General features: G+C 62.0%; 16 protein-coding genes. 14 read left to right on the top strand and 2 right to left on the bottom strand.

Translation table 11 applies throughout. The features are described 5' to 3' along the window. The first annotated feature begins 96 nt into the window (after nucleotides 1-96). The 9 genes from PQG80_RS24370 (at nucleotide 97) to PQG80_RS24330 (ending at nucleotide 18,657) form a co-directional block, all read left to right on the top strand. On the top strand, nucleotides 97-1,629 hold the full coding sequence (locus tag PQG80_RS24370) for an MFS transporter (protein ID WP_271754284.1): 1,533 nt from the start codon (nucleotides 97-99) through the stop codon (nucleotides 1,627-1,629). Nucleotides 1,630-2,416: 787 nt separating this feature from the next. Beyond that, entirely contained in the window at nucleotides 2,417-4,003 is a 1,587-nt protein-coding gene (locus PQG80_RS24365; protein ID WP_271754282.1) for a peptide chain release factor 3, read from the top strand. 165 nt (nucleotides 4,004-4,168) lie between these two features. After that, nucleotides 4,169-5,203 (top strand): LacI family DNA-binding transcriptional regulator, encoded by a 1,035-nt coding sequence (locus PQG80_RS24360; RefSeq protein ID WP_271754281.1) that lies wholly within the window; start codon nucleotides 4,169-4,171, stop codon nucleotides 5,201-5,203. Nucleotides 5,204-5,574: 371 nt separating this feature from the next. Continuing rightward, nucleotides 5,575-6,675: a Gfo/Idh/MocA family protein gene (locus PQG80_RS24355; RefSeq protein ID WP_271754280.1), complete on the top strand. Its 1,101-nt coding sequence runs from the start codon at nucleotides 5,575-5,577 to the stop codon at nucleotides 6,673-6,675. A gap of 23 nt (nucleotides 6,676-6,698) precedes the next feature. After that, a complete protein-coding gene (locus tag PQG80_RS24350; protein ID WP_271754279.1) occupies nucleotides 6,699-7,592 on the top strand; it encodes a carbohydrate ABC transporter permease in 894 nt (297 codons plus the stop codon). Nucleotides 7,593-7,594: 2 nt separating this feature from the next. Further along, nucleotides 7,595-8,419, top strand: a complete 825-nt coding sequence (locus PQG80_RS24345) for a carbohydrate ABC transporter permease (RefSeq protein ID WP_271754278.1) — start codon at nucleotides 7,595-7,597, stop codon at nucleotides 8,417-8,419. Between the two features lie 80 nt (nucleotides 8,420-8,499). Further along, on the top strand, nucleotides 8,500-9,915 hold the full coding sequence (locus PQG80_RS24340) for an ABC transporter substrate-binding protein (RefSeq protein WP_271754277.1): 1,416 nt from the start codon (nucleotides 8,500-8,502) through the stop codon (nucleotides 9,913-9,915). A gap of 179 nt (nucleotides 9,916-10,094) precedes the next feature. Beyond that, complete coding sequence (locus PQG80_RS24335) at nucleotides 10,095-14,729, top strand: S-layer homology domain-containing protein (RefSeq protein WP_271754275.1); 4,635 nt, start codon at nucleotides 10,095-10,097, stop codon at nucleotides 14,727-14,729. 124 nt (nucleotides 14,730-14,853) lie between these two features. Continuing rightward, on the top strand, nucleotides 14,854-18,657 hold the full coding sequence (locus PQG80_RS24330; RefSeq protein WP_271754274.1) for a fibronectin type III domain-containing protein: 3,804 nt from the start codon (nucleotides 14,854-14,856) through the stop codon (nucleotides 18,655-18,657). 79 nt (nucleotides 18,658-18,736) lie between these two features. Here the strand turns inward: PQG80_RS24330 and PQG80_RS24325 are convergent, their stop codons facing one another. Beyond that, nucleotides 18,737-19,672 (bottom strand): NAD(P)/FAD-dependent oxidoreductase, encoded by a 936-nt coding sequence (locus PQG80_RS24325; RefSeq protein ID WP_271754273.1) that lies wholly within the window; start codon nucleotides 19,670-19,672, stop codon nucleotides 18,737-18,739. Between the two features lie 183 nt (nucleotides 19,673-19,855). Between PQG80_RS24325 and PQG80_RS24320 the strand changes: the two genes are divergently transcribed. Together PQG80_RS24320 and PQG80_RS24315 are read left to right on the top strand one after the other, a co-directional pair. Next, on the top strand, nucleotides 19,856-20,947 hold the full coding sequence (locus tag PQG80_RS24320) for a Gfo/Idh/MocA family protein (RefSeq protein ID WP_271754309.1): 1,092 nt from the start codon (nucleotides 19,856-19,858) through the stop codon (nucleotides 20,945-20,947). A 466-nt stretch (nucleotides 20,948-21,413) separates the two neighbouring features. Next, the gene (locus tag PQG80_RS24315; protein WP_271754271.1) at nucleotides 21,414-22,580 is read left to right on the top strand and encodes an alpha-D-ribose 1-methylphosphonate 5-triphosphate diphosphatase; all 1,167 of its coding nucleotides are present in this window, start codon (nucleotides 21,414-21,416) and stop codon (nucleotides 22,578-22,580) included. Nucleotides 22,581-22,602: 22 nt separating this feature from the next. Here the strand turns inward: PQG80_RS24315 and sspI are convergent, their stop codons facing one another. After that, nucleotides 22,603-22,854 (bottom strand): small acid-soluble spore protein SspI, encoded by a 252-nt coding sequence (sspI, locus tag PQG80_RS24310; protein WP_271754270.1) that lies wholly within the window; start codon nucleotides 22,852-22,854, stop codon nucleotides 22,603-22,605. Between the two features lie 114 nt (nucleotides 22,855-22,968). Between sspI and PQG80_RS24305 the strand changes: the two genes are divergently transcribed. The 3 genes from PQG80_RS24305 to PQG80_RS24295 all read left to right on the top strand — a co-directional run bounded on the left by PQG80_RS24305 (nucleotide 22,969) and on the right by PQG80_RS24295 (nucleotide 26,247). Then, nucleotides 22,969-23,697 carry a potassium channel family protein gene (locus tag PQG80_RS24305; RefSeq protein ID WP_271754269.1) on the top strand — a complete coding sequence of 243 codons (729 nt, stop codon included), beginning with the start codon at nucleotides 22,969-22,971 and terminating at the stop codon, nucleotides 23,695-23,697. Then, a complete protein-coding gene (locus PQG80_RS24300) occupies nucleotides 23,684-24,583 on the top strand; it encodes a TrmH family RNA methyltransferase (protein WP_271754268.1) in 900 nt (299 codons plus the stop codon). Before PQG80_RS24305 ends, PQG80_RS24300 begins: the two co-directional genes overlap by 14 nt. 179 nt (nucleotides 24,584-24,762) lie before the next feature. Continuing rightward, on the top strand, nucleotides 24,763-26,247 hold the full coding sequence (locus tag PQG80_RS24295) for a spore germination protein (protein ID WP_271754267.1): 1,485 nt from the start codon (nucleotides 24,763-24,765) through the stop codon (nucleotides 26,245-26,247). The last annotated feature ends 8 nt before the right edge of the window (nucleotides 26,248-26,255 follow it).

Below are 26,255 nucleotides of genomic sequence, written 5' to 3'. Positions count from 1 at the left end.
AGTTCACAAACCGGTCGTACGATAACAGCAGTTCAAGCGCAGGGCCGCCGTCGGCGTCGATGTCGGCTCCTGCCGGATTAAGGGGTGCAAACGCAAATGTCTATCGCTCCACTCGCGCAAGCCGCGATCGGACGCAAAAACAACAAGGCGCTGGTCCTGACGGGCCTCATGCTCGGCCTGATCTTCGCGGAGCTCGACGAGACGATCGTCTCCACGGCGATGCCGACGATCATCCGCGACCTGCACGGGCTGCCGCTCATGGGCTGGGTGGCCGGCATCTACATGCTCGCCATGACGCTGTTCATGCCGATCCTCGGCAAGCTGGCCGATCTCTACGGACGCAAACGCGTCTACCTCGCCTGCATCGGACTGTTCATCGCAGGATCGTTCGTATGCGGTCTCGCGCATTCGATGCCGATGCTGCTCGTCGGCCGCGGCATCCAGGGCATCGGCGCCGGCGGCCTCATGCCGCTCGCCATGGTCATCCTGGGCGACACGTACGAGCTGGAGCAGCGGGCCAAGCTGCAGGCGTTGTTCGGACCGCTGATGATCCTGCCGCAGCTGCTCGGTCCGACGATCAGCGGCGAGCTTATCTCGCACGTCAACTGGCACTGGATCTTCCTAATTAACTTGCCGTTTGGCATTCTGACGGCCGCCGTCATGTGGATCGGGATGGTGGAGAAGCGCGGCGAGGAAAAGAAAAAGATCGACTGGCTAGGCGCCGCGACGCTCATGCTCGCGCTGCTGTCGCTCCTGCTCGCGCCGGTGCTCATCGAGACGCAGGGTCTCTCCTGGGGCTCGCCGATCATCATCGGCATGCTCGCTTTGTTCGTCGTCATGACGGCGCTGCTCATCTGGATCGAGCGCAGGGTGGAGGAGCCGATCATTCCGCTTCATCTGTTCCGCAACCGCAACGTCGTCGTGCTGTCGGGCCTCGTATTCATTCTGATGCTCGGCGTCATGGGCACGTTCGCCAACTTCCCGTTTTTTGCGCAGAACGTCATGGATCTGTCGCCCAGGGCTTCCGGGTATCTGAACCTGGCATTCATGGGCGGCGCGATACCGTTCAGCATTCTTGTGGGCTTCCTCATCACCCGGGTCGCTTACCGTACGATCTTTATCCTTTCGTTTACGCTGCCGATCGTGGCCTTGATCCTGATGCTGCAGTTCGGCATCGACGTCACCGTGATGTACGTCGTCGTCGCCTTCGTCATCATGGGCGTCGGACTCGGCGCGCTGTTCGGCGGGGACAATCTGATCGTCCAGGAGTCGGTCAGCAAGGAGGAGGCGGGGATCGCGCTGTCGACCGTGCAGCTCTTCCAGTCGATCGGCGCGTCGATCGGTCTCAGCGTATTCGGTTCGCTGCTCGCCGGCGATATCAAGCAAGGCATCGCGGGGATCTCGGATCAGCTGCCGGCGGGAACCGCGGGCGAGATCCAGACGGGCGGCATACCGAAGGGACTCGCGCCGGAATTGCTGACGCAGGTGAAGACCGCGTTCTCGGACGCCTATCATAATCTGTACGTCATCTCGATCGTCTTCGTATGCATCGCCTTCGTGCTCTGCTGGTTCCTGAAGAAGGAAGTCCTGCAGAAGCGCGAAGACGGAGAGGCGCCGCTGGCGCACTAACTTGGTGGCGCGCGGCTATCACGCCGACCGCGCCAGCGGGAGTGCGGCGTGGTTTGGCGGGTTGACTTAGCATAGCGCAATAGGGGCCGTATAGCACCGATAAGGTGCTGTGCGGCCTTCGTCGTTGCCGGTTGCGCCAAGGCACAGAATGGTGCAATTGCGCCGCATTGGACGCGCGCGACCAAGTAACCTGTATCCGGATTGCACAAAAATTGTGATATTCTGCGCCAAGGACACGCACGCCTAACGTTGACGATGCCGTCATAGCACAAGAATTGCGCTATTCTGTCGCATGGACCCGCGCGACCAAGTAACCGGGCTCCACAATAGCGTAAAATTGCGCTATTCCGCCGCATTGACCCGCGCAACCAAGTAACCGGGCTCCACAATAGCGCAAAATTGCGCTATTCTGCCGCATGGACCCGCGCAACCAAGTAACCGGGCTCCACAATAGCGTAAAATTGCGCTATTCCGCCGCATGGACCCCCGCGACCAAGTAACCGGGCTCCACAATAGCGTAAAATTGCGCTATTCCGCCGCATGGACCCACGCAACCAAGTAATCCGGCTCCACAATAGCGCAAAATTGCGCTATTCCGCCGCATGGACCCGCGCAACCAAGTAACCGGGCTCCACAATAGCGCAAAATTGGCGCTATTCCGCAGCAAGCACCGGCTCCCGCGGCCTCGCCGGCTCCGGTCCTTCGCGCCGCAGGTTCACCTCCTGGACCGGGCACAATATGCTATAATGATATCTGCCATATTGTCCAAGAGAGGAATCCGTGATTCATGAGCCAAGCGACACGCGATCAACTGAAGCAGGAAGTGGCGAAGCGCCGCACCTTCGCTATAATATCCCACCCCGACGCGGGGAAAACGACCTTGACCGAGAAGCTGCTGCTGTATGGGGGCGCGATCCATATCGCCGGCTCCGTCAAGGCGCGCAAGGCCGCACGCCATGCGACCTCCGACTGGATGGAGATCGAGAAGCAGCGGGGCATCTCCGTCACCTCGTCGGTCATGCAGTTCGAGTATGCCGGCAAAAACGTGAACATCCTGGACACCCCGGGTCACCAGGACTTCAGCGAGGACACATACCGTACCCTGACCGCGGCAGACAGCGCGGTCATGCTCATCGACGTCGCCAAAGGCGTCGAGGCGCAGACGATCAAGCTGTTCCAGGTATGCCGCAAGCGGGGCATCCCGATCTTCACGTTCATCAACAAGCTCGACCGCGAGGGACAGAACCCGTTCGAGCTGCTCGAGGAGATCGAACGGGTCCTCGGCATCCGCTCGGTGCCGATGAACTGGCCGATCGGCATGGGCCGCGAGCTGTGCGGCGTATACGACCGCATGAAGAAGCAGGTCGAGCTGTTCCAAGGCAACGATCACTCGACGATCGAAGTGCGTCCGGCAGCCGACTATAACGATCCGGCGATCCGCGAGATGGCGGGCGATTATCTCGCCGACCAGCTGGCGCAGGATCTCGAGCTGCTAGACGTCGCAGGCGACCCGTTCGACTACGAGAAGGTGCGCGCGGGCGAGCTGACGCCGGTCTTCTTCGGCAGCGCCGTCAACAACTTCGGCGTGCAGACGTTCCTGGAGAACTTCCTCCAGCTCGCGCCTGCGCCGACGTCGCGCCGCACGACCGAGGGCGAGGTGGCGCCGGACGACGAGAAGTTCTCCGGCTATATCTTCAAGATCCAGGCCAACATGAACCCGGCGCACCGCGACCGCATCGCCTTCCTGCGTATCTGCTCCGGCAAGTTCGAGCGCGGCATGTCCGTCAAGCACGTGCGCGCCGGCAAGGACATCAAGCTGTCCCAGCCGCAGCAGTTCCTGGCGCAGGACCGCGATATCGTCGACACCGCCTATCCGGGCGATATCATCGGCCTGTTCGATCCGGGCATTTTCCGCATCGGCGACAGTCTCGCCCAGGGCTCGAACCTGACGTTCGACGAGCTGCCGACCTTCTCTCCGGAGATCTTCGCCAAGGTGTCGGTCAAGAACGCGCTCAAGCAGAAGCAGTATCTCAAGGGACTCGATCAGCTGACCGAAGAGGGCATGGTGCAGGTGTTCCGCTCGATCGGCCCGTTCGAGGACACGTACCTCGGCGTCGTCGGCCAGCTGCAATTCGACGTCTTCGAGTACCGCATGAAAAACGAGTACGGCGTCGACATTCAGCTCGCCCGCACGCAGTTCCAATTCGCGCGCTGGATCGTCGCCGACAAGCTGGACGCCTCCAAGTTCCGCATCAACTCGACGCTCGTCAAGGACAAGAACGATAATAACGTGGCCTTGTTCGAAAACGAGTACGCAATGCGCACCGCGGTAGAGCGCATGCCCGACGTGAAGTTCCTGGAGACGGCGCCGTAAGGCAGCGAGCAAGCGGCGATAGAACAGCATGAAGGAAGCCCCGGCCTTGGCGGCCGGGGCTTTGCTGTGCGCAGGCCACTTATTTATTGTTCGCGCAATGCCTTTTCGCTATAATGAAGACCATATACAAGTTTGGGGCAAATCAAGGAAAAGGGGCGGACCGAATTGGCTACTTTAAAGGATATCGCGGATCAAGTGGGCGTATCGATCTCCACGGTGTCCAGAGTCGTCAACAACGATACGAGCCGCGCCGTGAACGCCGACACGCGGCAGCGCATCTGGGACGCGGTCGCGCAGCTCGGCTACCACGCCGGGAAGTCCGCCAAGGACGGCGCGGGCGCTAAGCGCGGGACGTCGGCCAGACAACCGGCCATCGGCAAGATCGGCTGCATCGTAGCGGTCAATCAGAACAAATACAACCACCCGTACTTCTCCCCGATCCTCGAGGGCATCGAGCGGGGCATTCAGGAGCATGGCGGCGAGCTGGCTTATATTCACAACGGCGAGGACCTCAAGTCTCCCGAAATGCTGAACAAGGTGATCCAGGAAGGCGCAGTGGACGGCATCATCGTCGTCGAGAGCATCGATCCCGACGTCTACGACACGATTAAGCGCCATATTCCCTACGTGGTAGGCATCGACGTCTCCGATCCTTCGATACCGAGCGTAGGCTACGACCGCCTGATGGCGGCGAAGCACGCGGTGCAGCACCTGATCGCGCGGGGCCACCGGAATATCGGATTTCTGGGCGGTTCCGGCAGATCGCTCGACATCACCAAGGAAAAAAGGTACCGCGGCTATAAGGAAGCGATGGACGAAGCCGGCCTCGCGCTGCAGAAGGAGTGGATTCTGGATACGGAGTGGAACGCGGAAAAGAGCTATACGCTGATGAAGCGAGCCCTGGAGAAGCCCGCCAAGCTGCCGACCGCCTTCCTGGCGGCCAGCGATATGATGGCGATCTCCGCGATGCGCGCCGTTTTCGAGAGCGACCTGCGCATCCCGCAGGACGTCGCCATCGCCTCCATCGACAATATCGACTTTGCTCAGTATGCATCGCCGCCGCTGACCACCGTCCACATCCCCAAGTTCGAGATCGGATGGGTCGCGGCCAAGACGCTCGTCGACATCAGACAGAATAAATATCCGCTTCCCGTCAAGATCACGCTGCCGTTCGAGCTGGTGGCCAGACAATCGACCTAATTCGCGCCTTTTATACGCCTTGCCCGTTTTGCGGCGCAGGGTTTTTTATTTTTCAAAAAAAATGACATTGTTTGCCGCAAATATTGTCCAAAACGACAATGAAAATGTATTTGTGCACTTCTAATAAAAAATAGGATCAGCAAGCGCTTACCCGCTTTAAATCCGAATGTTAGGTTGTGTTACCGCCATATACGAACGCGTTTTGCATCGGATATATCCAAAATGGCTCCAAAAAACAGGGAAAATATTCATCCAAACTGCTCATAATTTTCTTGACTGCGATCTTAAATTCGAATAATATTTAAATTGTAATCCAAACATAATAAATTTGGCGCAAAAAATACATCGAGAGTTGGGGGAAGCTGTACACAATGAGCAAAATTCGGCTGGCGCTGATCGGCGTAGGGGATATGGGGACCGGCCATGCGATGGGATTCGACCAAATCCCGGAATGCGAGATCGTCTGGATCGCGGATCCGAGCGAATCTAACTTGGCGAGGGCCATGCAGTACATAAGAAAGAACGAACCCGGCATCGTCGCCGACTATCGGGAATTGTACGATCGCATCGACACCTTCGACGCCGTGGTCATCTCGCTTCCCAACTATATGCACCGCGATGCGGCAGTGCCGTTCATCGAACGCGGCAAGCACGTTTTTCTGGAAAAGCCGGTGGCGCCGACGCTCTGCGAATGCGACGAGATCATCGCCAAGGCGGAAGCGGCCGGCGTCATCCTGCAGATCGGCCTGACGTACCGATATTCGAACATCTACCGCCGGATGCGCCGTGAATTGGACGCCCAGCGGCTCGGCAACGTCACTATGATGTGGTGCAAGGAGTTCCGCGACCCGTTTCCGCCGGTGGACTGGTTCTACGATTCCGCCAAATCGGGCGGCGCGCTCATCGAGAAGGACTGCCATCACTTCGATATTTTCAACTGGATGATCGATTCCAAGCCGCTCCGCGTATTCGCCTCCGGCGGCCAGCACGTGCTCAAGGACGGACAGCCCAACGTCATCACGAACTCCTATACGCACTACGAGACGCGGACGCTGACGAGCACTTCCATCGTCGACCACGCCTGGGTCATCGTCGAATACGAGAACGGCAGCAAGGCGAATCTCGGGCTCTGCATGTACCTCAAGCCGAGGAACCTCATGGACGAGGGGCTCGAGATCGGCCTGCTCGGGAGCAACGGCGGACAGATGATCGCCAAGAAGGACAAGACGATCGACATCTTCGGTCCCGAGGACAAGAGCCGCGATCATATCGATCTGGACCAGGAGTCCGATTCGGTGAACGGCGGACACACCGGCAGCCAGCGTCAACGCCATGCCTTCCTGAATTCCGTCGTCACGGGCGAAGCGCCCTACGCAAACGGCCGGATCGGCCGGGAGGCGCTGCTCGTCGCGCTCGCCGCCGAACGCTCCATTAAAGAAGAGCGGTACGTTTACATCAGCGAATTGAGTTAGGGCGAGAGACTGGAGGAGTCCGCATGACCTCGAGATGGAGAGAGGAAGGCAAGTTTCTGCTGTTCATCCTTCCTTGGATCGTAGGTTTTCTGGTGTTTTTCGTCGGGCCGGCCGCGCTCAGCGTGGTCTACAGCTTCGCCGACTACAACTCGGTGACGCCGCCCCGGTGGATCGGGTTCGACAATTACCGGGACCTGTTCAAGGACCAGATTTATTTGAAAAGCTTCGGCAATACGCTTTACTTCGTATTTATCGCCGTGCCGATCACGGTCATGTTCCAAATCCTCATCTCGGTCGTATTGAACGTCGAGATCAAGGGAATCCGCTTCTTCCGCACGATCTATTACCTGCCCTATCTGGTACCGCCCGTCGCGACGGTCATCATCTGGCTGCTGCTGTTCGGCACGGACGGGGGATTCGTCAATCAGATCCTGGAGGGGGTCGGCCTTCCGAAGGTGGATTGGTTCGGGTCCGAAGGCTGGAGCAAGCCGCTCATCGTGACGATCGGCATCTGGAGCTCGGGCGGGCCGGTCCTGATCTTCCTCGCGGCGCTCAAGGGCGTGCCTTCCCAGCTGTACGAGGCGGCCCGCATCGACGGCGCCAGCCGGTTCCGCCAATTTTTCACCATCACGATGCCGATGATCTCGCCGACCATACTCTTCTCGCTGGTGCTGCAGATGATCTACTACTTCCAGATGTTCACCGAGTCCAGACTGCTGAATAACGGGGGACCGGACTACTCCTCGTCGACCTACATGCTGAATACGTACAACACTGCGTTCCGCGACATGAAATTCGGCTATGCGATGGCGCAGTCCTGGATCCTGTTCGTCATCATCCTCATCCTGACTTGGATCGTCATGAAGACGTCGAACCGCTGGGTCTATTACGAGGCAGACAAAGGGGGCGACGCATAGGCATGACACATCGTTTGAAAACGCCGCTGCAATACGCCATGCTGCTGATCGGCCTCTGCATCTTCGCTGGCCCGTTGTTCTGGCTGCTCTCCACGATGCTGAAGACACAGGAGCAGACGTTCAGATATCCGCCTGAGTTTCTTCCGCATCCCTTTACGCTCGGCGCCTTCGGACGGCTCTTCGAATCGATGCCGCTCATGGGCCGCTGGATCGGCAACTCGTTCGCGATCGCGGGCTCCGTCGGCTTGGGCACCATCCTGTTCTCTTCCCTGATCGCGTTCGGATTCGCCCGTACGAAGGCGCGCTCGCGCAACTTCCTGTTCGCCATCGTGCTGGCCACGCTCATGATCCCGGCGCAGGTGACGCTGATCCCGCTGTACCTGCTGTACCGCGATATCGGCTGGTACGACACTTGGCTGCCGCTGATCGTTCCGCATGTGCTGGGCAATCCATACTTCATCTTCCTGTTCAGACAGTTCTTCCTCACGATTCCGCGGGAGCTGGACGAGGCGACCTATGTCGACGGGGGCGGGTACTGGACGATCTACTCCAGGGTGATCCTGCCGCTGTCCGGCCCGATTCTCGTGAGCGGCTTCATTTTCTCCTTCGTGTTCTCCTGGACGGACTTCTTCTCCCCGCTTATCTTCATCCAGTCGGAGAAGCTGCAGACGCTGAGCGTCGGCCTGCAGATGATCATGGGCCAGACCTCTCACGACTTCCCGGTGCTCGCCGCGGGATCGTTCCTCGCGCTGCTGCCGATCGGCGTTATCTACTTCTTTGCCCAGCGCTATTTCATCGAGGGGGTGGTGATGACCGGGATCAAGTAATCCCGGCAGGCACCTCGGGGAGCGCATCAAGGGGCAGGTCACTCATTTAATCATTCATTCACGTACAAGGAGGGCTCAACATGCAAACAAAGAAACGGATTGCCCAGCTCGCGGTACTGAGTCTGGTCGGAATGCTGAGTCTCGCGGCATGCGGCAGCAACAACAACGACGGCGCGGCTTCGTCGCCTGCGGCCAGCGGCTCGTCAGGCGCTTCGGCATCCGCGTCGGCCACGGCCCCGGCATCGGGATCCGCGTCGGCTACGGCCGGCGCCGCGGACATCTCCGGTAAGGTGACTTATGCGCAGTGGGGGACGAACGTGGAGACCGAGCAGACGAAGGAACTGCTCAAAGGCTTCAGCGAGAAGTATCCGAACGTCGAGGTCGAAGTCGTCAGCAAGGACTGGGGGACGTACTGGACGGCGTTAACGGCACAGGCCGCCGCCAAGGATCTTCCGGACGTCTACAAGATCAGTTACGCCTACGTGGACAAATACGCCAAGATCGGCGCCATGAAGGACTTGACCGATCTGATCGCTTCGACCGGCTTCGATACGGGCAACTTCGAGCCGGGGGTGCTGGCCGCCCACCAGGTCGACGGCAAACAAGTGTCCCTGCCGCGCGACGCGAACACGATCGTTCTCTACTATAATAAAGGGCTGTTCGACGATCCCAAGACGAATCCGGCAGGCGCCGCTTATCCGGCTGGAGAGCTGACCTGGGACCAAGCGCTCGACATCGCGAAGAAGCTGACGCTCGACAAGAACGGGAAGACGGCGGCCGATGCGGACTTCGACGCCAAGAACGTCGTGCAGTGGGGCCTTACGGTCGATGCTGCAGGCTCCGCCGACTCCGTGCTCGAGCCGCAGATTGAATCCAACGGCGGCAAGCTCGTGAACGACGACAAGTCGCTCGGCCTGGAATCGCCGGAAGCCAAGCAAGTGCTGGAGTTCTATCGCGACCTCGTCACCAAGCATCACGTGACGCCGACGTTCAGCCAGAGCCAATCGCTCGCCAAGGAGCCGTTCCTGACGATGACGACGGGCAAGGTGGCGATGAGCTTCGCGGGCTCCTGGTCCGCCAGCGAATTCACCAAGGCCAACATCAAGTTCGACACGGTGCTGCCGCCAAAGTTCAAGGAGACGAAGACCGTGGTCCAGGTCGCGGGCAACGCCATGAGCCCGTACAGCAAGAACGAGCAAGCCGCATGGGCGCTGCTCAGCTGGCTGGGCGGTCCGGACGGCCAGACCGCGCTCGCCAAGCAAGGTCAATCGATCCCGGCAAGCAAAGCGGCGGCCGAAGCTTATCTCGCGAACGACGAGGGCTACAACAAGCAGACGTTTATCGACGCGCAGAAGTACGCGATCTCCGCGCCGTTCTTCGACGGAAAGGAAAAACTGCTGTGGGAGATCGTCCCGCAGAAGCTCGCGCCTCCGCTGTCCGGCAAGGGCGAACTCGACGCCGCGGTGAAGGAGATCGGATCGCTCTACGGCAAGTAAGAAAGGCGAGAGACGCCGGCGGACGCTCGAGCTCCGTAGGCCAGGCTTCGCAACACGAATAACACGAAGACAATGGGAACCGCATCGAACTTTGATTCTGTCTGTCAAAGCCTGCCGACCCATTGTCTTTTCTTTTGCCTAAATGGCTTATTCCCTGACGGTTCGAGGAGGATGAAGGCGTGAATAAGAAGGATGAAGGCATGGATAAGAAGGCTCACGGCATGGATAAGAAGGCTCATGGCATGCGTAAAAAGCGTTCGCGCGCAAGGCGATGGCTTGCGGCCGGGCTCGCGATGACCTTGGCGGCGGGCCTGGCGCCGGCGGCCGTGGAGCCCGTGGGAGCCGTGGCTCCGGAAGCGACCGCCAGATTCACGGGCGCACCGGCCGAGTGGGACGCGATCGCGGCCGACGAAGCGGGCAGCGGGAGCGCGCTCAGCCTGCTCAAGGCCGTGCAGCGCGGCGGCAAGCTGTATCTGCTGGCCGAGGGAACCGCCGTGAATCCGGAAGGCGTCTTCCTGATCGACGCGGACGGCGATCCGGCCACGGGCGCGCCTGAGCCTGCATGGAGCGATGCCGGCGGCATTGACTACCGGATCGTCGGCACGCAGGTATACCGGTATGCGGACGGGACGTGGGCGGCGGCCGGCGCTGCGGAATACGGCAACACGGGCACGATCGCCGAGGCGGCGGTGGACCTCGGGCTGCTCGGACTGCCGGCGTCGGCGCCGCTCAAGGCGGCCTATGCCGAGCCGGCGTCCAACGCGTTCTTGCCGGACCCGGGCAAGCCGATGCTTGCCGTGGAAGCCGAGGCAGCCGCCTTCGGGCCGGACCCCGACATCGCGATCGACGGCGATCCCGCGGATTGGTCCGGATCCGAGCCGGTCGCCGCGTCCGCCGACGGGCTGACCCGGCTGTACGCCGCGGCAGGCGGAGACACGCTCAGCGTCATGGTCAGCGGCAGGATGGGCGACTGGAACGATGTCTTTATCGATACGGACCATAGCAAGGACACGGGCTTCACGACCAACTGGCTGTGGTCGGACTACGGCTTCGACTTCATGCTGGAGAACGGTACGCTGTACGCCAGCACCGGCAGCGGATGGGGCTGGAGCCCGCTCGCCGCGGACGGCATGCAGTACGCCGAGACCGGATCGGGCGATGCGAAGGTCATCGAGATGTCGGTCCCGCTCGGGGAGCTCGGCATGACTACTCCGGCTCCGCTCTATATCGGATTCAACGTCGGCGAGGTGTACGCGCCGGCGCCGGCCGCGCAGGCCGCCAAGATTCTCCCGTCGCTGCCCCGCGTGACGGTGGACGGCAACGATGCCGAGTGGTCGACCATCCGGCCGGTCGCGTCCGGCACGGGCAATATCCGCGATCTGTCGGCTTTCTCGAAAAACGGCAAGCTGTACATGATCGCGCACGGCAGCGATCTGACGGGCGAGAAAAACTGGTTCATCGATGCGGACAACGATCCGGCTACGGGACATCAGGGCTGGCAGTATGCCGGTACGGGCGCCGACTATCTGGTGCAGAACGGCACGGCCTTCAAGAGTACGGGCAGCGGCTGGAGCTGGGAGGAGCTCGGCCCCGCTGAAAGCGTGGTGTCGAGCGTCTATGCGGCAGCCGGGGAGAGCGTGCTGGAGGCGGCCGTCGATATGAGCGGGTGGCAAGCGTCTTCTACGGTGCGCGTCGCGCTCGGCGTCGGCGCCGACTACGCGCCTGCGGCGTCTAGCGTCGCACGCTATCCGGCCGCCCTGTCCGAGAACGGCGCGCAGATCGCCGTCGACGGGCAGGACGGCGACTGGTCCGACGTCGACAACAAAGCGGTGTCGGGCGGCGGATCGATGCGTCTGCGAGCCGTCCGGGATGCCGACAAGCTGTACCTTCTCGCGCAGGCCAGCGGACTGAACACGCAGAACGAATATTTTATCGATGCCGACGGGGACGGCTCGACGGGCGTGCAGGATGCGCGCTGGCCGGGCGGAGGCATCGATTACAAAATATCGCGCAACACGCTGTACCGGCATGACGTCACCGGATGGACGGTTTCGGGCAAGGTTCAGAATGTGCCGGAGGCGACGAGCGACCTCGTATACCTGTATCTGGATCAGATCGGGGCGTCAGCGGTTAGCGGACTTAAGGTCTCTTATGCGGCGAAAAACGTGATGGCGCTGCCAGGCGCGGGACGGCCGATGCTGGAGGTGAAGGCGCGGATCGCGCAGCCGTCCGAGGCAGGCACCTATTATCCGCGGGAATCGTTCGACGTGCTGAACAATCCCTACACCGGTTGGGTCGCTTGGGCGAGTGACGTTCCGAAAAAGAGCCTCGGCGAGCCGTATGCCCAATCGCACAGCATGGTGTACGCCGGCATCAGCTGGCGGGAGCTGGAGCCGGTCAAGGGAGAATTCGACTGGGACGGCATCGAGGAAAAGCACCAGTTCGCCTACTGGGCGAGCCTCGGCAAAAAGATCAACCTGCGCATCGTCATGGACACGCCGACGTCCGATCCTGCGCACAAGGACATACCCGATTGGCTGTACGACGAGCTGGTCGCGGCGGCGGGGTCCCCCGAAGGGGCAGGCAAGTGGTATAACTCGGCCGAGATCGGCGCGGGCTTCGCCCCGAACTATAATCTCCCGGCGCTGCTCGCGGAGCACGAACGGCTGATCGCGGCGTTCGCCGCCCGATACGACGAAGATCCGCGCGTCGGCTACGTCCAGATCGGATCGCTCGGGCACTGGGGCGAGTTCCACAACTATCCCGAGCCGCTGTCCGGCAAGTTCCCGAACGTCGCCGTATCCGACCAGTACGTTCAGCACTACCTGGACGGCTTCAAGCGCAAGCTGCTCGGCATGCGCAAGCCGTTCCCCATCGCCGCGGCTGGCGGACTCGGCTTATTCAACGACGTGTTCGGAGACAAGGGCTCGACGGAATCTTGGCTCGGCTGGGTTCGCGACGGCTGGTCGGATATCGGCCTGTATATCGAACCGGGCGAGAGCGCGGCCGAAGTCCAGGCGGCGTCCAAGATGCCGGACTTCTGGAAGACGAGCTTCTCCGGCGGCGAATTCACGAGCGGCAATCCGTTGTTGTCGCTGAACGACGGCAGCATCATCGAGTCGCTGAGGGAGGCCCGGCTATCCCATACGTCTTGGCTGGGGCCGTCCGCGCCCGCGGACTATGAAGTCGGCAAGGACGGAATTACGCAGGAAGTACAGGAAAATATGGATACGTTCCGCAAGACGATCGGCTACCGCTACGTGCTGAACAAGGCGAAGCATGTCGGAGAAGCGGGCGCGGGCAGCACGGTAGAGTTAAAGACGCAGTGGACGAACAAAGGCGTCGCGCCTTTCTATTACGACTGGCCGGTCGCCGTGGCGCTGGCGGATGCGGACGGCCGGGTCGTCGCATCGAGCGTCACGGAGGCGGCTGCCGTCGATATTCGCGGCTGGCTCCCCGGCGACTACGACGCGACGCTGCCGCTGAAGATCCCGGCAGGGCTCGCGAGCGGAGACTACCGGGTGCTGGTCGGCATATTGGACCCGGACACGGGGAAGCCCGGCATCCAGCTCGCGGTCCAAGGGGATCGCGGCGACGATTGGTCCGCGCTGGATACGATCCGAGTGGCGGGGGCTCCGACGCCGTCGCCGTCCGACGGCCCGGGGCCGACGGCGGCGCCTGGATCGCCGACGCCTGCGCCGGCGGCGCCGGACGGCATGCAGCAGGTCGCGTCGCTCCCGTCGCCGGTTAACGGCGTATCGACCGTAGCGATCGCCTCCGGCAAGACCGAGGTGCGGGTGCCGGCGGACGCGGCTATCGGGCTAGAGGGATCGCTGTCGTTCATGGACGACAGCTTCGCGCTCGCGTTGCCCCCGGCCGTCATGAAGCGGCTGGCCGAGCTTCGCGCGGAAGCCGGCTGGCAGGGCGGCGAGATTTATCTCGCCAGGCAGCCGGCGGACGCAGCGGTCGCGGACGTCCTGGGCGCCATATCCGCCTCGGGCGCCGTCTATCGTCAGGCGGGGGCCGCATACGAGCTGGAGCTCGGCATACGGAGTCCCGGCGGCGTCAAGACGCCGCTGAAGCAGTTCGGCGAAGGGGCGATACTGAAGCTCAAGTTGTCCCCTGCGGCCGACCGCACGCTGGCGGGCATGTACGCGATCCCCGAGCGCGGAGGACCCGAATATGTCGGCGGAAGGCAGGACGGCGATACGATCGAGGCGCAGGTGAAGCACTTTAGCGCGTACGCGGTGCTGACCTACGATCGCACCTATGCGGACGTGTCGTCCGGGCATTGGGCCGCGGCCGAAGTCAAGTCGTTGTCGGCGAAGCATATCGTCCAAGGCGTCGGCGGAGAACGGTTCGAGCCGCGGCGCGCGGTGACGCGGGCCGAATTCGCGACGATGCTCGCGAAGGCGGCCGGACTTGCGGCGCCAACCGACGCGCCTTCGTTCGCGGACGTTCCGGACGACGCCTACTATGCGCCCGCCGTCCGAGCGGCGGCCGCGGCCGGCATCATCCAGGGCAGAGACGGCGGCCGCTTCGTTCCGTCGGACGCAATCAGCCGCCAGGAGGCCGCGGTCATGCTGCTGCGCGCGTACGCAGCGGCGCATCCAGGCGAGGAGATCCTTGCCTCGGTCGAAGAGCGGCCCGCCTTCGACGATGGCGGCGACGCCGCGCCTTGGGCGGAGACTGCGCTAGGCTTTGCGATCGACCGCGGCCTGGTGAACGGGCTGCCGGGTGCCGCGCTCGCGCCTGCCGGCATCGTCAGCCGCGCGCAAGCTGTCGCGATGCTCTCGCGCTGGCTATCGATCTGAGCGAACCAACCGAAGAGCCGTACTTTAGCAGGTACGGCTCTTTTTATTTTGCGAAGGAGGTGATGCCCGCTCGATTTGAAAGCGTTTAACCGATGCTTCACACCTAAAAAGGAGCGTGAGTAAAATGTCGCCTTTTATCCAAGGCAGCACCCGCAAGTCGATGCTGGCATGGCTGTGCCTGCTGTTGCTTGCCGCACCGTTCTCCCTGCTGGTCCGCGGTCCGCACCAGGTTTACGCCGCTATCGGCAAGGACCCGATCTACGGCAAGGTACCCGGTCTTAACGCCAACAGCCGCGTCATGATCTGGTACGGCACGAATACGGCCACCCAGACACAGCTTAATACGCTCAAGACTTACGATCTCGTCATTCTGGAACCGACCATCCGCATCGTCAACGTGGCGAAAAACCAGTTCTACTTCGAGACGTTTACGCCGAATCAGGTGAACGAAGTGAAACGCGGCACGGACGGCGCGCTCGGCACGGCCGACGACGTCATCGTGCTGGCCTATATCTCGGTCGGAGAGCTGGCCACTTCGAGCGTATTCACCGGATTTACCGGGAACATGACGATCCAGAACGGCAAGGACGTCGGCTTGCTGCCGGCCGACTACGCCGGACCGAGCGGACCGCTGCACGGACCGAATCCGTGGAACTACAACGCCGCCGGCAGCTATGTGAACGTCGAAGGCGGAGCGCTGCCGGACGGAACGTACAATTCCGGCTACAACGGCTATACGGGCATCTCGATCGCGAGCGACTATTCGTCGACGGGCAGCCTGCTGACCTGGGGCAACAAGGGACTCATGCCTTGGTACCTGGACCAGCAAGGAACGTGGGTGAACGATTCCCGCTATCTGTACGGCGGCTACTGGAAGAACGGCGACGGCGTCGTCGATACGAACAAAACGTACGGCGGCGGCTATATCAACGGCGGCGATCCGACGTGGAAAAAACTAATCGCGTTCATGACCGACAAGCTGGAGCACGACGCGGGCTACGACGGCGTGTTCCTGGATACGGTCGACACGCCCGATCCGGTCGGCGGCGCGGGACCGACGACCTCCTGGGGACCGCGGGGCAACTTCGGCTTCACGGCCAAGGGGATGGTAGAGCTGGTCGAGGCCGTCAAGGCGGTCGATCCGACCAAGGTCGTGGCGGCCAACCGCGGCTACTGGTTTTTTAATCCGGACGAAGGTACCTCCCAGTTTGGGGCCCGTTACCGTCATGCGATCAACATTTTCCTGACGGAATCCTGGTATTACAATCCGTATATTACGTCCGGCTCCAAGTTTTACGACGAAAATCCGGCCTTCGCCGACAACTGGAACACGAACCCCGCTTCGCCGACGTATCGCGGCCGGGATAACTTCGGAGGCTTCTGGAAGGACTACATGAACGCGCAGGCGAACCAGTCCGACGGCTTCAACATTATCATCTGCGACTTTACGATCCCTTCGGGCAGCACCGCCAAATGGATGAACGAGGTCGTCGTGAACAGCGGGTACATGGGCTACGACGTGAGCGGCGCGACGAACTTTACCAATATGTACGGCGACGCCAAAAATTGGCTGGATGCGGAGGGCTATCCCGAAGCGTCGCTCGCCGGGACGCATCCGACGGACCTGTACGGCGGATTCAACGTCGACGGCAGCTTCTCGGACTGGTCCGGCGAGACGCCGGTCTACAGCGATCCCGCGGGGACCAATGCCAAGGGCATCACCAAAGTGTACGCCAAGTTTGCGGGCGACAAGTTCTTTATGAAAATCGACGCCAAAACCGCGTTCAACCTGCAAAGCGAAATGATCTATTTCGACTACGACAAGAAGGGCAGCGCGGGCTGGCAGGGCGTCGCCTGGCCGATCACGCCGGATTCGCGGATTTACTTTGAAAATGCGAACAAAGCGTATCTGGCGCCACACGTCGAGGGGCAAGGGGACGTGTTCAAGTTCCCGACGACGACGATTACGAACAACGGCTGGCCGGTGCAAATCAAGCAATCCGGCAACTCGGCCGAGCTGGCGTTCGACGCGGATTATATTTTCCCCGGAGCCATGGCCGGTCAGGAGATATGGACCTGGTTCCGCGTCGCCAACTTCGGCGGCTCGTCCGTGAAGTTCACCGTGCCGGGCACGCCTGCGGTGCCCGCAGTGCCAGCGGGGCTGGTCGCGCAGCCGGGCAACGGACAGGTCGCGCTCTCCTGGAGCCCGAATTCGGAAGCCAACCTGGCGGGCTATAATGTATACCGGGACGGCACGAAGCTGAACGGCTCCCTTGTCTCCACCCTATCCTACACGAATAACGGATTGACCAATGGCACGTCCTACAGCTACCAGGTGGCGGCGGTCAATTCGTCGGGGGCAGAATCCGCCAAAAGCGCGGCCGTATCCGCGATTCCTCAGGCCGCGACGGCCCCCGCTGCGCCGACCGGGCTCGCTGCGACGGCGGGCAACGCGCAGGTGGCGCTCTCCTGGAACGCTAGCGCGGACCCAAGCGTCTCCGGCTACAATGTGTACCGCGGCGGCGCGAAGGTGAACGGCTCGCCGATCGCCGGCACGAGCTACACGAACGGGGGACTGACGAACGGAACGTCCTACAGCTATCAGGTGACGGCGATCGGTGCGGGCGGACTGGAGTCCGCCAAGAGCGCGGCCGTGACCGCGACGCCGACGGCAGGAAGCGGCTCCGCGATCGTCGTCGACGGCGCGGCGGCGGATTGGTCGGGCAAGGCGGCGCTGGCTGCGAGTACCTCGGGCGTGCAGTCGCTCAAGGCGGCCGACGCTTCCGGCAACCTGTACCTGCTGGCGACGGGCAGCGGGCTGAACGTCAAAGGCCAGTTTTTCCTCGATACGGACAACAATCGGCTGACCGGCTACAACGCTGCAGGCTGGACGGCGAGCGGCTCGGAGAGCGGCGCCGAATACATGATCGAAAATAACATCGTCTATCGCAACAATGGGGCAGGCTGGTCGTGGACGAACGTCCGGACGCTGTCCGCGTCGGAGTTCGTCCGCAATGCGGGCGTCGTCGAACTGTCCGTCCCGCTAGCGACGCTGAACCTGACCTCCGGCGCGACGGTACGGGTCGGCTATATCTCGAACGATTCGGCGACCAACCGGCTGCCGGGGACGGGAGCCGCGTTGCCTAGCTATACGATCGGCGGCGGGCAGCCGACGCCGGACACGACGGCGCCGGCCGCCCCTGCCGGTCTGACGGTCTCCGCGGGCAACGGGACGGCTTCGCTTGCCTGGACGGCAGGCAGCGAGCCCGATCTGGCCGGATACTTCGTATACCGCGGGGGAGTCAAGCAGAATGCGACTCCGATCGCCGCGGCTGCGTATACGGCGACCGGACTGACCAACGGTACGACATATGCCTTTCAGGTGTCCGCCGTCGATGCGAGCGGCAACGAATCGGCGAAGTCCGCCTCCGTGAACGCGACGCCGCAGGCTGCGACGACGATCGCGATAGACGGCAATGCCGCCGATTGGAGCTCGGTGGCCGCGCTGAATTCTGCGGCGGGCGGCACGGTGACGGCGCTCAAGGCCAAGAACGACGGCACCCATCTGTACCTGCTCGTGCAGGGCAGCGGCCTGAACGTCAAAAGCCAGTTCTATCTGAATACGGACAATGCCGCATCCAGCGGCTTCAACCCCGTCGGCTGGACCTCGGGCGGCATCGACGCGCTGCTCGAGAATCAAAACCTGTTCGCCTATTCCGGCGCGAGCAACAGCTGGTCCTGGACGCTCGCAGGCACGCTAGGCGCATCTGCGTTCGTCCGCAACGATACCGTATTGGAGGCTGCGATCCCGCTTGCTTCGCTCGGCCTGGCACCCGGAATGACGATATGCCTCGGCTACGTCGCGAACGATTCCGGGACGAATCGGCTTCCAACCAGCGGCACGCCTTACGCTTTTACGCTCCAGTAGCATCGTAAACAGTAAGCGCCCGGAACTGCCGATGGTCGGCTGTTCCGGGCGTCTTTTTATGGCATCGGTAGGTCAGGAATTAGTGACGGACCGCTCGTCCTCGAGCCTCCCAGGCTTCCGCCAGCAGCTCGGCATTGATGCCGGCTCCGGCCATCGCGCCCATAGATGCGGCAGTAATTAATTGATACAGCTCGGTTGCGATATCGCCGGCCGCGTACACGCCCGGTACGCTCGACTTTCCAAAAGTATCGAACGTGGCCACGCTGCCCGTAGGGGTCAGCTCGCAGCCCAATGCTTGAGGCAGGTCGGAGCCCGGTACAAGCGTCGGCGCAAAGAAAATGCCGGTGCAGGCGACGGAGGCGCCGTCTTGCAGCTCGATCCGGCTCACCAAGCCGTCGGCGGAGACGATCCGGCGGATCGGCGCGTCATACAGCGGAATGCCGCGGACGCGCAGCTCCCCGCGCAGTTCCTCGGTCAGCTCGTCGGGGCCGTCGGTACAAAGCGCGATGCGATCCGACCAGCCCGAGATCGTCTTGGCGAAGTGATGCGCGCCAGCGCCTTTGGCGATGACGGCGAGCGGACGGTCGCGCAGCTCCCAGCCGTCGCAATAAGGGCAGACGAATGCGCTTTTCCCGTATACGTCGGTCAGCCCTTCGATCTCCGGCAGCCGATCCTTTTTGCCGACGGCGAACAATAGCTTTTTTGCATGATAGGCATCTCCCCTCCTGGTGGAAATTGTAAAGTCGCCGTCCGCTCCGGCAATATCGACGGCGATATCCGCGCTGAACCGGACGGAGGGGTAAGCCTGGATTTGTTCGACGGCGATGCGTCTGAATTCGTCCGGCTTTATGCCGTCCCTGGTCAGAAATCCATGAGACTCATGCGTCACGCGGTTGCGGGGAAGCCCCTCGTCGATCACGATCACGTTTTTCCTGGCTCTTCCCAGCATCAGCGCCGCGTTTAACCCCGCAGGTCCGCCTCCGATAATAGCCGCGTCATAAAGCAACGATTCCATACGCATTCTCCTTTTATTGATATTATAGACTCTTTATATCCATAATTATAGACCGCATGTTTTCGTTCCGCAATCGTTTTTTTCGCGTAGACCCAAATCGAACAAAGATCGGACAACAACGAATGGCGGGCAAGCGTTATAATGAAAGCGATTAAACACTTCCTAAGGAGTATGATGATGAGCGTGAGCAAAAATCGGATCGGCTTGATCGGCTGCGGCAACATCAGCGCCATTTACTTAAAGAATCTGACGGCATCGTCCGACGTGCAGGTCGTGGCTTGCGCGGACATCGACGTCGAGCGGGCCCGCTCGCGCGCGCAGGAGTTCGGCGTGCCGAAGGCATACACCGTCGAGGAGCTGCTCGGCGACCCGGATATCGACATCGTCGTCAACCTGACCATCCCGGCCTCGCATGCCGAGATCAGCCGCCGCGCGCTCGAAGCGGGCAAGCACGTATACTTGGAAAAGCCGCTTGCGGTCGAGCTCCAGGACGGCCGCGACGTCGTCGCGCTGGCCGAGTCCAAGGGGCTGCGCATCGCGTGCGCGCCCGAGACGTTCTTGGGCGGCGGCATCCAGACCTGCCGCAAGCTGATCGACGAAGGCGCGATCGGACGGCCGATCGCTGCGACGGGCTTCATGATGGGCAGCGGCCCGGAAGCCTGGCATCCGGATCCGGTGTTCTTCTACCAAAAGGGCGGCGGCCCGCTGTTCGATATGGGTCCGTACTACCTGACCGCGTTCGTCTTCCTGTTGGGCGGCATCCGCCGCGTCACCGCATCCGCATCGATCTCGTTGCCAGAGCGCGTCATCGGCAGCGGGTCCAAGAAGGGCGAGCGTATTCCGGTCGAGACGCCGACGCATATCGCCGGCGTTCTGGACTTCGAGTCCGGCGCGGTAGGCACGTTGATCACGAGCTTCGACGTCGCCGCAGGCACGAATCTGACCAACATGATCGAGATCCACGGCACCGAAGGCACGCTGCGCGTTCCGGACCCGAATACGTTCGGCGGTCCCGTCAAGCTCCGCAAGCCGGGCGGCGACTATGAGGACGTGTCGCTCGCATTCGGTTACGACGACAACATGCGCGGCATCGGCGTCATCGACATGGCGCGCGCGATCGCGGAGGATCGTCCGCATCGGGCATCCGGCCGTCTGGCGCTGCACGTGCTCGAGACGATGAACGGGCTGCTCCAGGCGTCTGCCGAGGACCGCCACATCGCGCTCGAACCGCTGGCCGAGCGTCCGGCGATCATGCCGGAGGGCGGCTTCGAGTAATTTCCTGGGCAATGGAATCGCCCGGACGGATTAGACGCCGTCCGGGCTTTTTGCTGTGCACGCAGAGTCGGCGGGCGTTCGCATCAGCGCCTCTCGTCGTGAAGGCGATCCGCTCTGCGGCGACCCGCCAGGCCGCATCGCCTCTCGTAGTGAAGGCGATCCGCTCTGCGGCAGCCCGACAGGCCGCATCGCCTCTCGTAGTGAAGGCGATCCGCTCTGCGGTAGTCCGACAGTCCGCATCGCCTCTCGTAGTGAAGGCGATCCGCCCCGCGCGGCCCTTTTGTCCTCCTCATACACTGACCCCCCACAACCACGCCTCCATTGCACGCTTACCTGGAACACCTACTTACCACGCCTTCCAAGTACGCCTTTCCAAGCACCCCTCAGTAACCTCTGTTGCCCCCAAGCCTTCGATTGTGGAATACTATCCATAAAGCAAATGGAACAGTCGGGGGAGAGCGGGGAAATGAAACGTAACCAGCTATGGATTCGCAACGGCACCGTCGTGCTGCCGGACGGCATCGAGACGGCGGACGTGGTCGTGGAGGAAGGGCGAATCGCGCGCATTGGACGCGGCGAGGACGTGCATGAGGGTGCGCGGATCATTGATGCCGACGGCGCCTTTGTACTGCCCGGTCTAGTGGATATTCACTGCGACGCGATCGAGAAGGAGACCGAGCCGCGCCCCAACACGCTTTTTCCGATGGAGATGGCGTTCCTGCAGTTCGAGCGCAAGCTCGCGGGGCACGGGATCACGACGATGTACCATTCGCTGTCGCTCGGCGTCGGTCTCAGCCTCCGGGGCGAGCATCTCGTGTCGGAGATGATCGACACGATCAAGCGGATCAGCGCTCAGCGATCGATGATTCGTCATCGGATTCACCTGCGATACGAGGTCTCGCATCTGACGGGGTTCCCGCTCGCGGAGCGGCTGATCCGCGAAGGAAAGATCGATTACCTGTCGCTGATGGATCATGCCCCGGGGCAAGGTCAGTACCGCAGACCGGGCGCATTCCAGCGGTATGTCATGAAAAATCAGGGCGTCGACGCGGAGGAGTGCGCGCGGATCGTGGCGGAGCTGCAGGAGCGGAGATCGCAGGTCGACTGGTCGAAGCTGCGGGCGTTGACCGCGCTGGCGCGGGCGCACGGAATCGCCGTCGCTTCGCATGACGACGATACGCCCGAGCAAGCGGACCGCTCCATCGCGTACGGCGCGACGGTGAGCGAATTCCCGCTGAATCTGGAGACCGCCGCATACGCTGCCGGACGGGGCATGAACATATGCGTAGGCGCGCCGAACATCGTGCGCGGCGGATCGCACGACAACAACCTGACGGCTCTGGAAGCCGTCAGGGCGGGAGCCGCCGATATCGTATGCTCCGACTACCATCCGGCGTCCCTGCTGCAGTCGTTGTTCGAGATGCATGCCAAGGGAATCCCGCTGCACCAGGCTGTCGGCATGGCGACGCTGGCGCCGTCAACTGCGCTCGGGAGAGCCGGAGAACTCGGCTCCATCGAGCCGGGCAAGCTCGCGGACCTGCTGGTCGTCCGGCAGATCGGCGGGGTGCCCGTGGTGACGGACACCCTCGTCGAGGGAGCCGTCGTCTGGCAGGCGCGGGACTATCGCGCGTGACGGCTCAAGTTCAGCTGACGGCTTAGGTTGCAGCCTGTACTGCAGATGCCGCGTCAGCGGGTACTGTTCGCGCCGCGAGCTGCACGTGAAGCGTATCCACGAGCTGTTCGCGGACTTCCTCGCTGCTGTGCGACCAGATCAGCTCGAACAATACGCCGATGCCGGGCAGCGTGACCTCGGCATTGCCGATCGCATCGTCGATCGTCGCGCGCAGCTCCGCCTTGCTCTTGCCTTCCACGCGTTTGTAGATCGCTTCCCGCAACGTGATGTTCACGGCTTGGATCCTCCTCGAAGCAGTCGTCCGCAGACCCCGATGGGCAGGGCCCGCCGCGATGATTAGCGTCTCCGCACACACTTGCGGTTATCCGGCGGGCATGTCCGTGTTATAATGGAAAACATCGAAAGCAAGCCGGAATGGCAAGGACGAGGAGGAACCTTCGGCATGGCCAAAGGGAAAAAGCAATTCGCCGTCATCGGTCTCGGACGGTTCGGATCGAGCGTCGCGCGATACTTGGCGGAGATGGGATATGAAGTGCTCGCGATCGACGAGAGCCAGGAGCGGGTGCAGGAGATGGCCAACGTCGTCACGCACGCGGTATCCGCGGACTCCACCGACGAGGAGGCGCTTCGGGCGCTCGGCATCCGCAACCTGGACGTCGTCGTCGTCGCGATCGGCCAGGATATCCAGGCCAGTATTCTAACGACGCTCATCCTGAAGGATCTGGGCGTGCCGCGGATCATCGTGAAGGCGCAGACGGAGCTTCACGGCAAGGTACTGAACAAGATCGGCGCGGACAAGGTCGTCTTCCCCGAACGGGATATGGGACTGCGCGTCGCGCATCAACTGATCTCGCCGAACATTCTGGAGCATATCGAGCTCTCTCCCGACTACAGCATCGTGGAGCTGCAGGTGCCCTCGAACATGGTGGGCAAGACGCTGCGCCAACTGGACTTTCGCGTGAAGTACGGCTGCAACGTCATGGCGATCAAGCACGGCGGACAGCAGATGGACGTGACGCCCCGCGCGGATCACGCGCTCGAGCGCACGGACGTGCTCGTCATCGTCGGCGGCAACGAGCAGCTCAACCGATTGGAGCAAGCCTATGCCAAGCTATGAGCCGGCGCTCAGCTCGCTCGCCAACCCGCGGGTGAAGGGATGGGCCAAGCTGTCGGAGCGCAAATACCGGCAGCAGAGCGGACGCTTCAAGCTCGAGGGGGTCCACCTGGTTCTGGAGGCGCTGGCGGCGGGATGGCCGCTCGAGGCGATCGTTTTCGACGAGGGCTGCGGCCTGCCGGACGAGCTGCGGCCTTACGCGGAGCGGGACGGTTCGCATCCCGCGTCAGGCCGCGTCGGCCCCGAGTGGATCCCCGCCTCGCCGGACATCATCGCCAAGTGCAGCGAGACCGAGACGCCGCAGCCGGTGTTCGCGGTGGCTCTCAAGAACGGCGCGGATACCTCCGCGCTCTTCGGCGGAGCCGCAATGGAGGGGGCGCCGGGTTCGTCCGACGCACCCAGCGGCTCAGCCGACCCGCGGGGCCGTGGTCCGGTCGTCGTGCTGGACGGCGTGCAGGACCCCGGCAATGTCGGCACGATCGTGCGCTGCGCCGCGGCGAGCGGTGCGGCCGCCGTCGTGCTCGGCCGGGGCACGGCCGATCTGTACAATGCCAAGACGCTGCGCGCCACGATGGGCTCGCTCTTCCGCGTGCCGACGATCGAGGCCGACCTGGCCGGGCTGCTGCCCGAAGCCAAGGCGCATGGCGCCGTGCTGTACGGCACCAGCCTGCAGGCCGAATACTCCTGCTACGATCTCGATCTGACCGGGAGCGGCGTCTGGCTGCTGTTCGGCAACGAAGGCGCCGGCTTGTCGCCGGCAGCCCAAGCGCTCATCGACCGCCCGGTCATTATCCCGATGACCGGTTATGCCGAATCGCTCAACGTCGCGATGGCGGCCACCGTGCTGCTATTCGAAGCGCAGCGACAGCGGCTGGTGAAGCGCGGCTGAGCGAGCTCTTACTGTACCTGGCTTCCTAGTCGCACGCGGTTTCCTGCCGTTTAGGCTTCGCCGATCAAGCGTCCCGCTTGGTTGGCGGAGCCTTTTTGCATGCCCCATGTGCATAAAGGCTCCGGATAAAAGGATACTACTGGAAAGATACGCTAGGGCCGGCAAACGGGGGGATGACAATGCCGAATCAACAGGCGTACAGCATGGCCTCCATCCTGGATAGCTGCAAGCGCTCCACGGATTTCGTGACGACGCCTCTATCGACAGGCAAGGAAAGTTTCAGCTTCTCCTATTATAAGACCTTGATCGACGTCGAAGGTCTCGGCCACCTGCTGCACGCGCTGCAAACCGCTGCGCAGACGGAGGAGATCGGCGATCTGCGTGGATTGCTCGCGCATGTGCCCATGGACGGCCTCGAGACCGACCCCGATCCGGAGCGCGTGCGGGAGCAGATCTTTAAGGGATGCCTGCTCGTGTATCGCGATTCGGACCCGGAGGGGCCCTGCGCGCTCATTCCGGTCCCGGCCAAGAAGGGATTGCGCTCGAGCAACGAGACGGACATGGAGTTCAGCGTCGTCGGTCCCAAGATCGGCTTCATCGAGGATCTCGATACCAACATTCATCTGCTGCGCGCTCAGTTGAACACGCCCGACCTCGTACTGAAGGAGATCCTGGTCGGCAGCATCTCGCGTTCGAGAGTGGCGTTGATGTACATCGACGGCGTAGCGAACGAAGAGAACGTCGCCAAGATGGAAAAGCGGCTTCGGGCCATTGATTTCGATGTCGTGTTCGATACCTCGCAGCTCGATCAGATCATCTCGGACAATTCGAGGACGCCCTTCCCGCTGTTCACGACGACCGAGCGGAGGGACAGGGTCGTGTATGCCTTGATCACCGGACAGGTAGCGGTCATCAGCGAAGGGTCGCCTTATTTCATTACAGGACCTTCTACGCTATTCGATTTTTTCTTGTCGCCCGAGGATTATTTCTTGCCATGGATTCTCGGCTCCTTTTTCCGGATGATTCGCATCTTCGGCGTCATTTTCTCTCTGTTCGCTTCTTCTTTTTACGTGGCGCTGATGACGTACCATTATGAAGTCATCCCCAAGGAGCTGCTCGGCCGGCTGATCTACTCGAGGGAGAACGTTCCGTTCGCGCCCTTTCTCGAGGCGCTCTTCCTGGAGATTACCGTCGAGTTCCTGCGCGAAGCCGGCGCTCGCCTGCCCAGCCGCATCGGCCAGTCGCTCGGAATCGTAGGCGGCATCATCTTGGGGCAGGCGGCCGTAGAAGCGTCGCTGACCAGCAACATATTAATCATCATCGTATCGCTGTCGGCGCTCACGTCCTTTGTCACGCCGATCTACAAAATGTCGAACGCAATCCGTTTTTTGCGCTTTCCGATCATCCTGCTCGCCGCCGTCTGGGGCAGTCTCGGTATCGCTATTGCCGTATGCTTCCTGCTCGTGCACCTGTCCAGGCTGCGTTCTCTGGGGTATCCGTATACCGTCCCCTTTTTCCCTGTCAGGGTCAAGGACATGAAGGACAGTCTGATCCGGCCGTCGTATGCCGTCACCGGCACGCGCCCTTCTTACTTGAAGCCTCGGTCCAGAATTCGATACAAGCCGGAGGCCGAGCGGAAAAGCAACGATTTTGACGAGGAGTGATGGCGGGC

Origin of the sequence: Cohnella rhizoplanae (assembly GCF_948329515.1) — a bacterium.
Classification (GTDB): domain Bacteria; phylum Bacillota; class Bacilli; order Paenibacillales; family Paenibacillaceae; genus Cohnella; species Cohnella rhizoplanae.
Note: the sequence above shows the minus strand (reverse complement) of the source record. Positions and strands in the feature narration are given on the sequence as shown.

Excerpts from the sequence above, each read along its gene's own strand:
- PQG80_RS24370 (WP_271754284.1), top strand. The coding sequence starts at position 97 with ATGTCTATCGCTCCACTCGCGCAAGCCGCGATCGGACGCAAAAACAAC.
- PQG80_RS24365 (WP_271754282.1), top strand. The coding sequence starts at position 2,417 with ATGAGCCAAGCGACACGCGATCAACTGAAGCAGGAAGTGGCGAAGCGC.
- PQG80_RS24355 (WP_271754280.1), top strand. The coding sequence starts at position 5,575 with ATGAGCAAAATTCGGCTGGCGCTGATCGGCGTAGGGGATATGGGGACC.
- PQG80_RS24350 (WP_271754279.1), top strand. The coding sequence starts at position 6,699 with ATGACCTCGAGATGGAGAGAGGAAGGCAAGTTTCTGCTGTTCATCCTT.
- PQG80_RS24345 (WP_271754278.1), top strand. The coding sequence starts at position 7,595 with ATGACACATCGTTTGAAAACGCCGCTGCAATACGCCATGCTGCTGATC.
- PQG80_RS24340 (WP_271754277.1), top strand. The coding sequence starts at position 8,500 with ATGCAAACAAAGAAACGGATTGCCCAGCTCGCGGTACTGAGTCTGGTC.
- PQG80_RS24330 (WP_271754274.1), top strand. The coding sequence starts at position 14,854 with ATGTCGCCTTTTATCCAAGGCAGCACCCGCAAGTCGATGCTGGCATGG.
- PQG80_RS24325 (WP_271754273.1), bottom strand. The coding sequence starts at position 19,672 with ATGGAATCGTTGCTTTATGACGCGGCTATTATCGGAGGCGGACCTGCG.
- PQG80_RS24315 (WP_271754271.1), top strand. The coding sequence starts at position 21,414 with ATGAAACGTAACCAGCTATGGATTCGCAACGGCACCGTCGTGCTGCCG.
- PQG80_RS24305 (WP_271754269.1), top strand. The coding sequence starts at position 22,969 with ATGGAAAACATCGAAAGCAAGCCGGAATGGCAAGGACGAGGAGGAACC.
- PQG80_RS24300 (WP_271754268.1), top strand. The coding sequence starts at position 23,684 with ATGCCAAGCTATGAGCCGGCGCTCAGCTCGCTCGCCAACCCGCGGGTG.
- PQG80_RS24295 (WP_271754267.1), top strand. The coding sequence starts at position 24,763 with ATGCCGAATCAACAGGCGTACAGCATGGCCTCCATCCTGGATAGCTGC.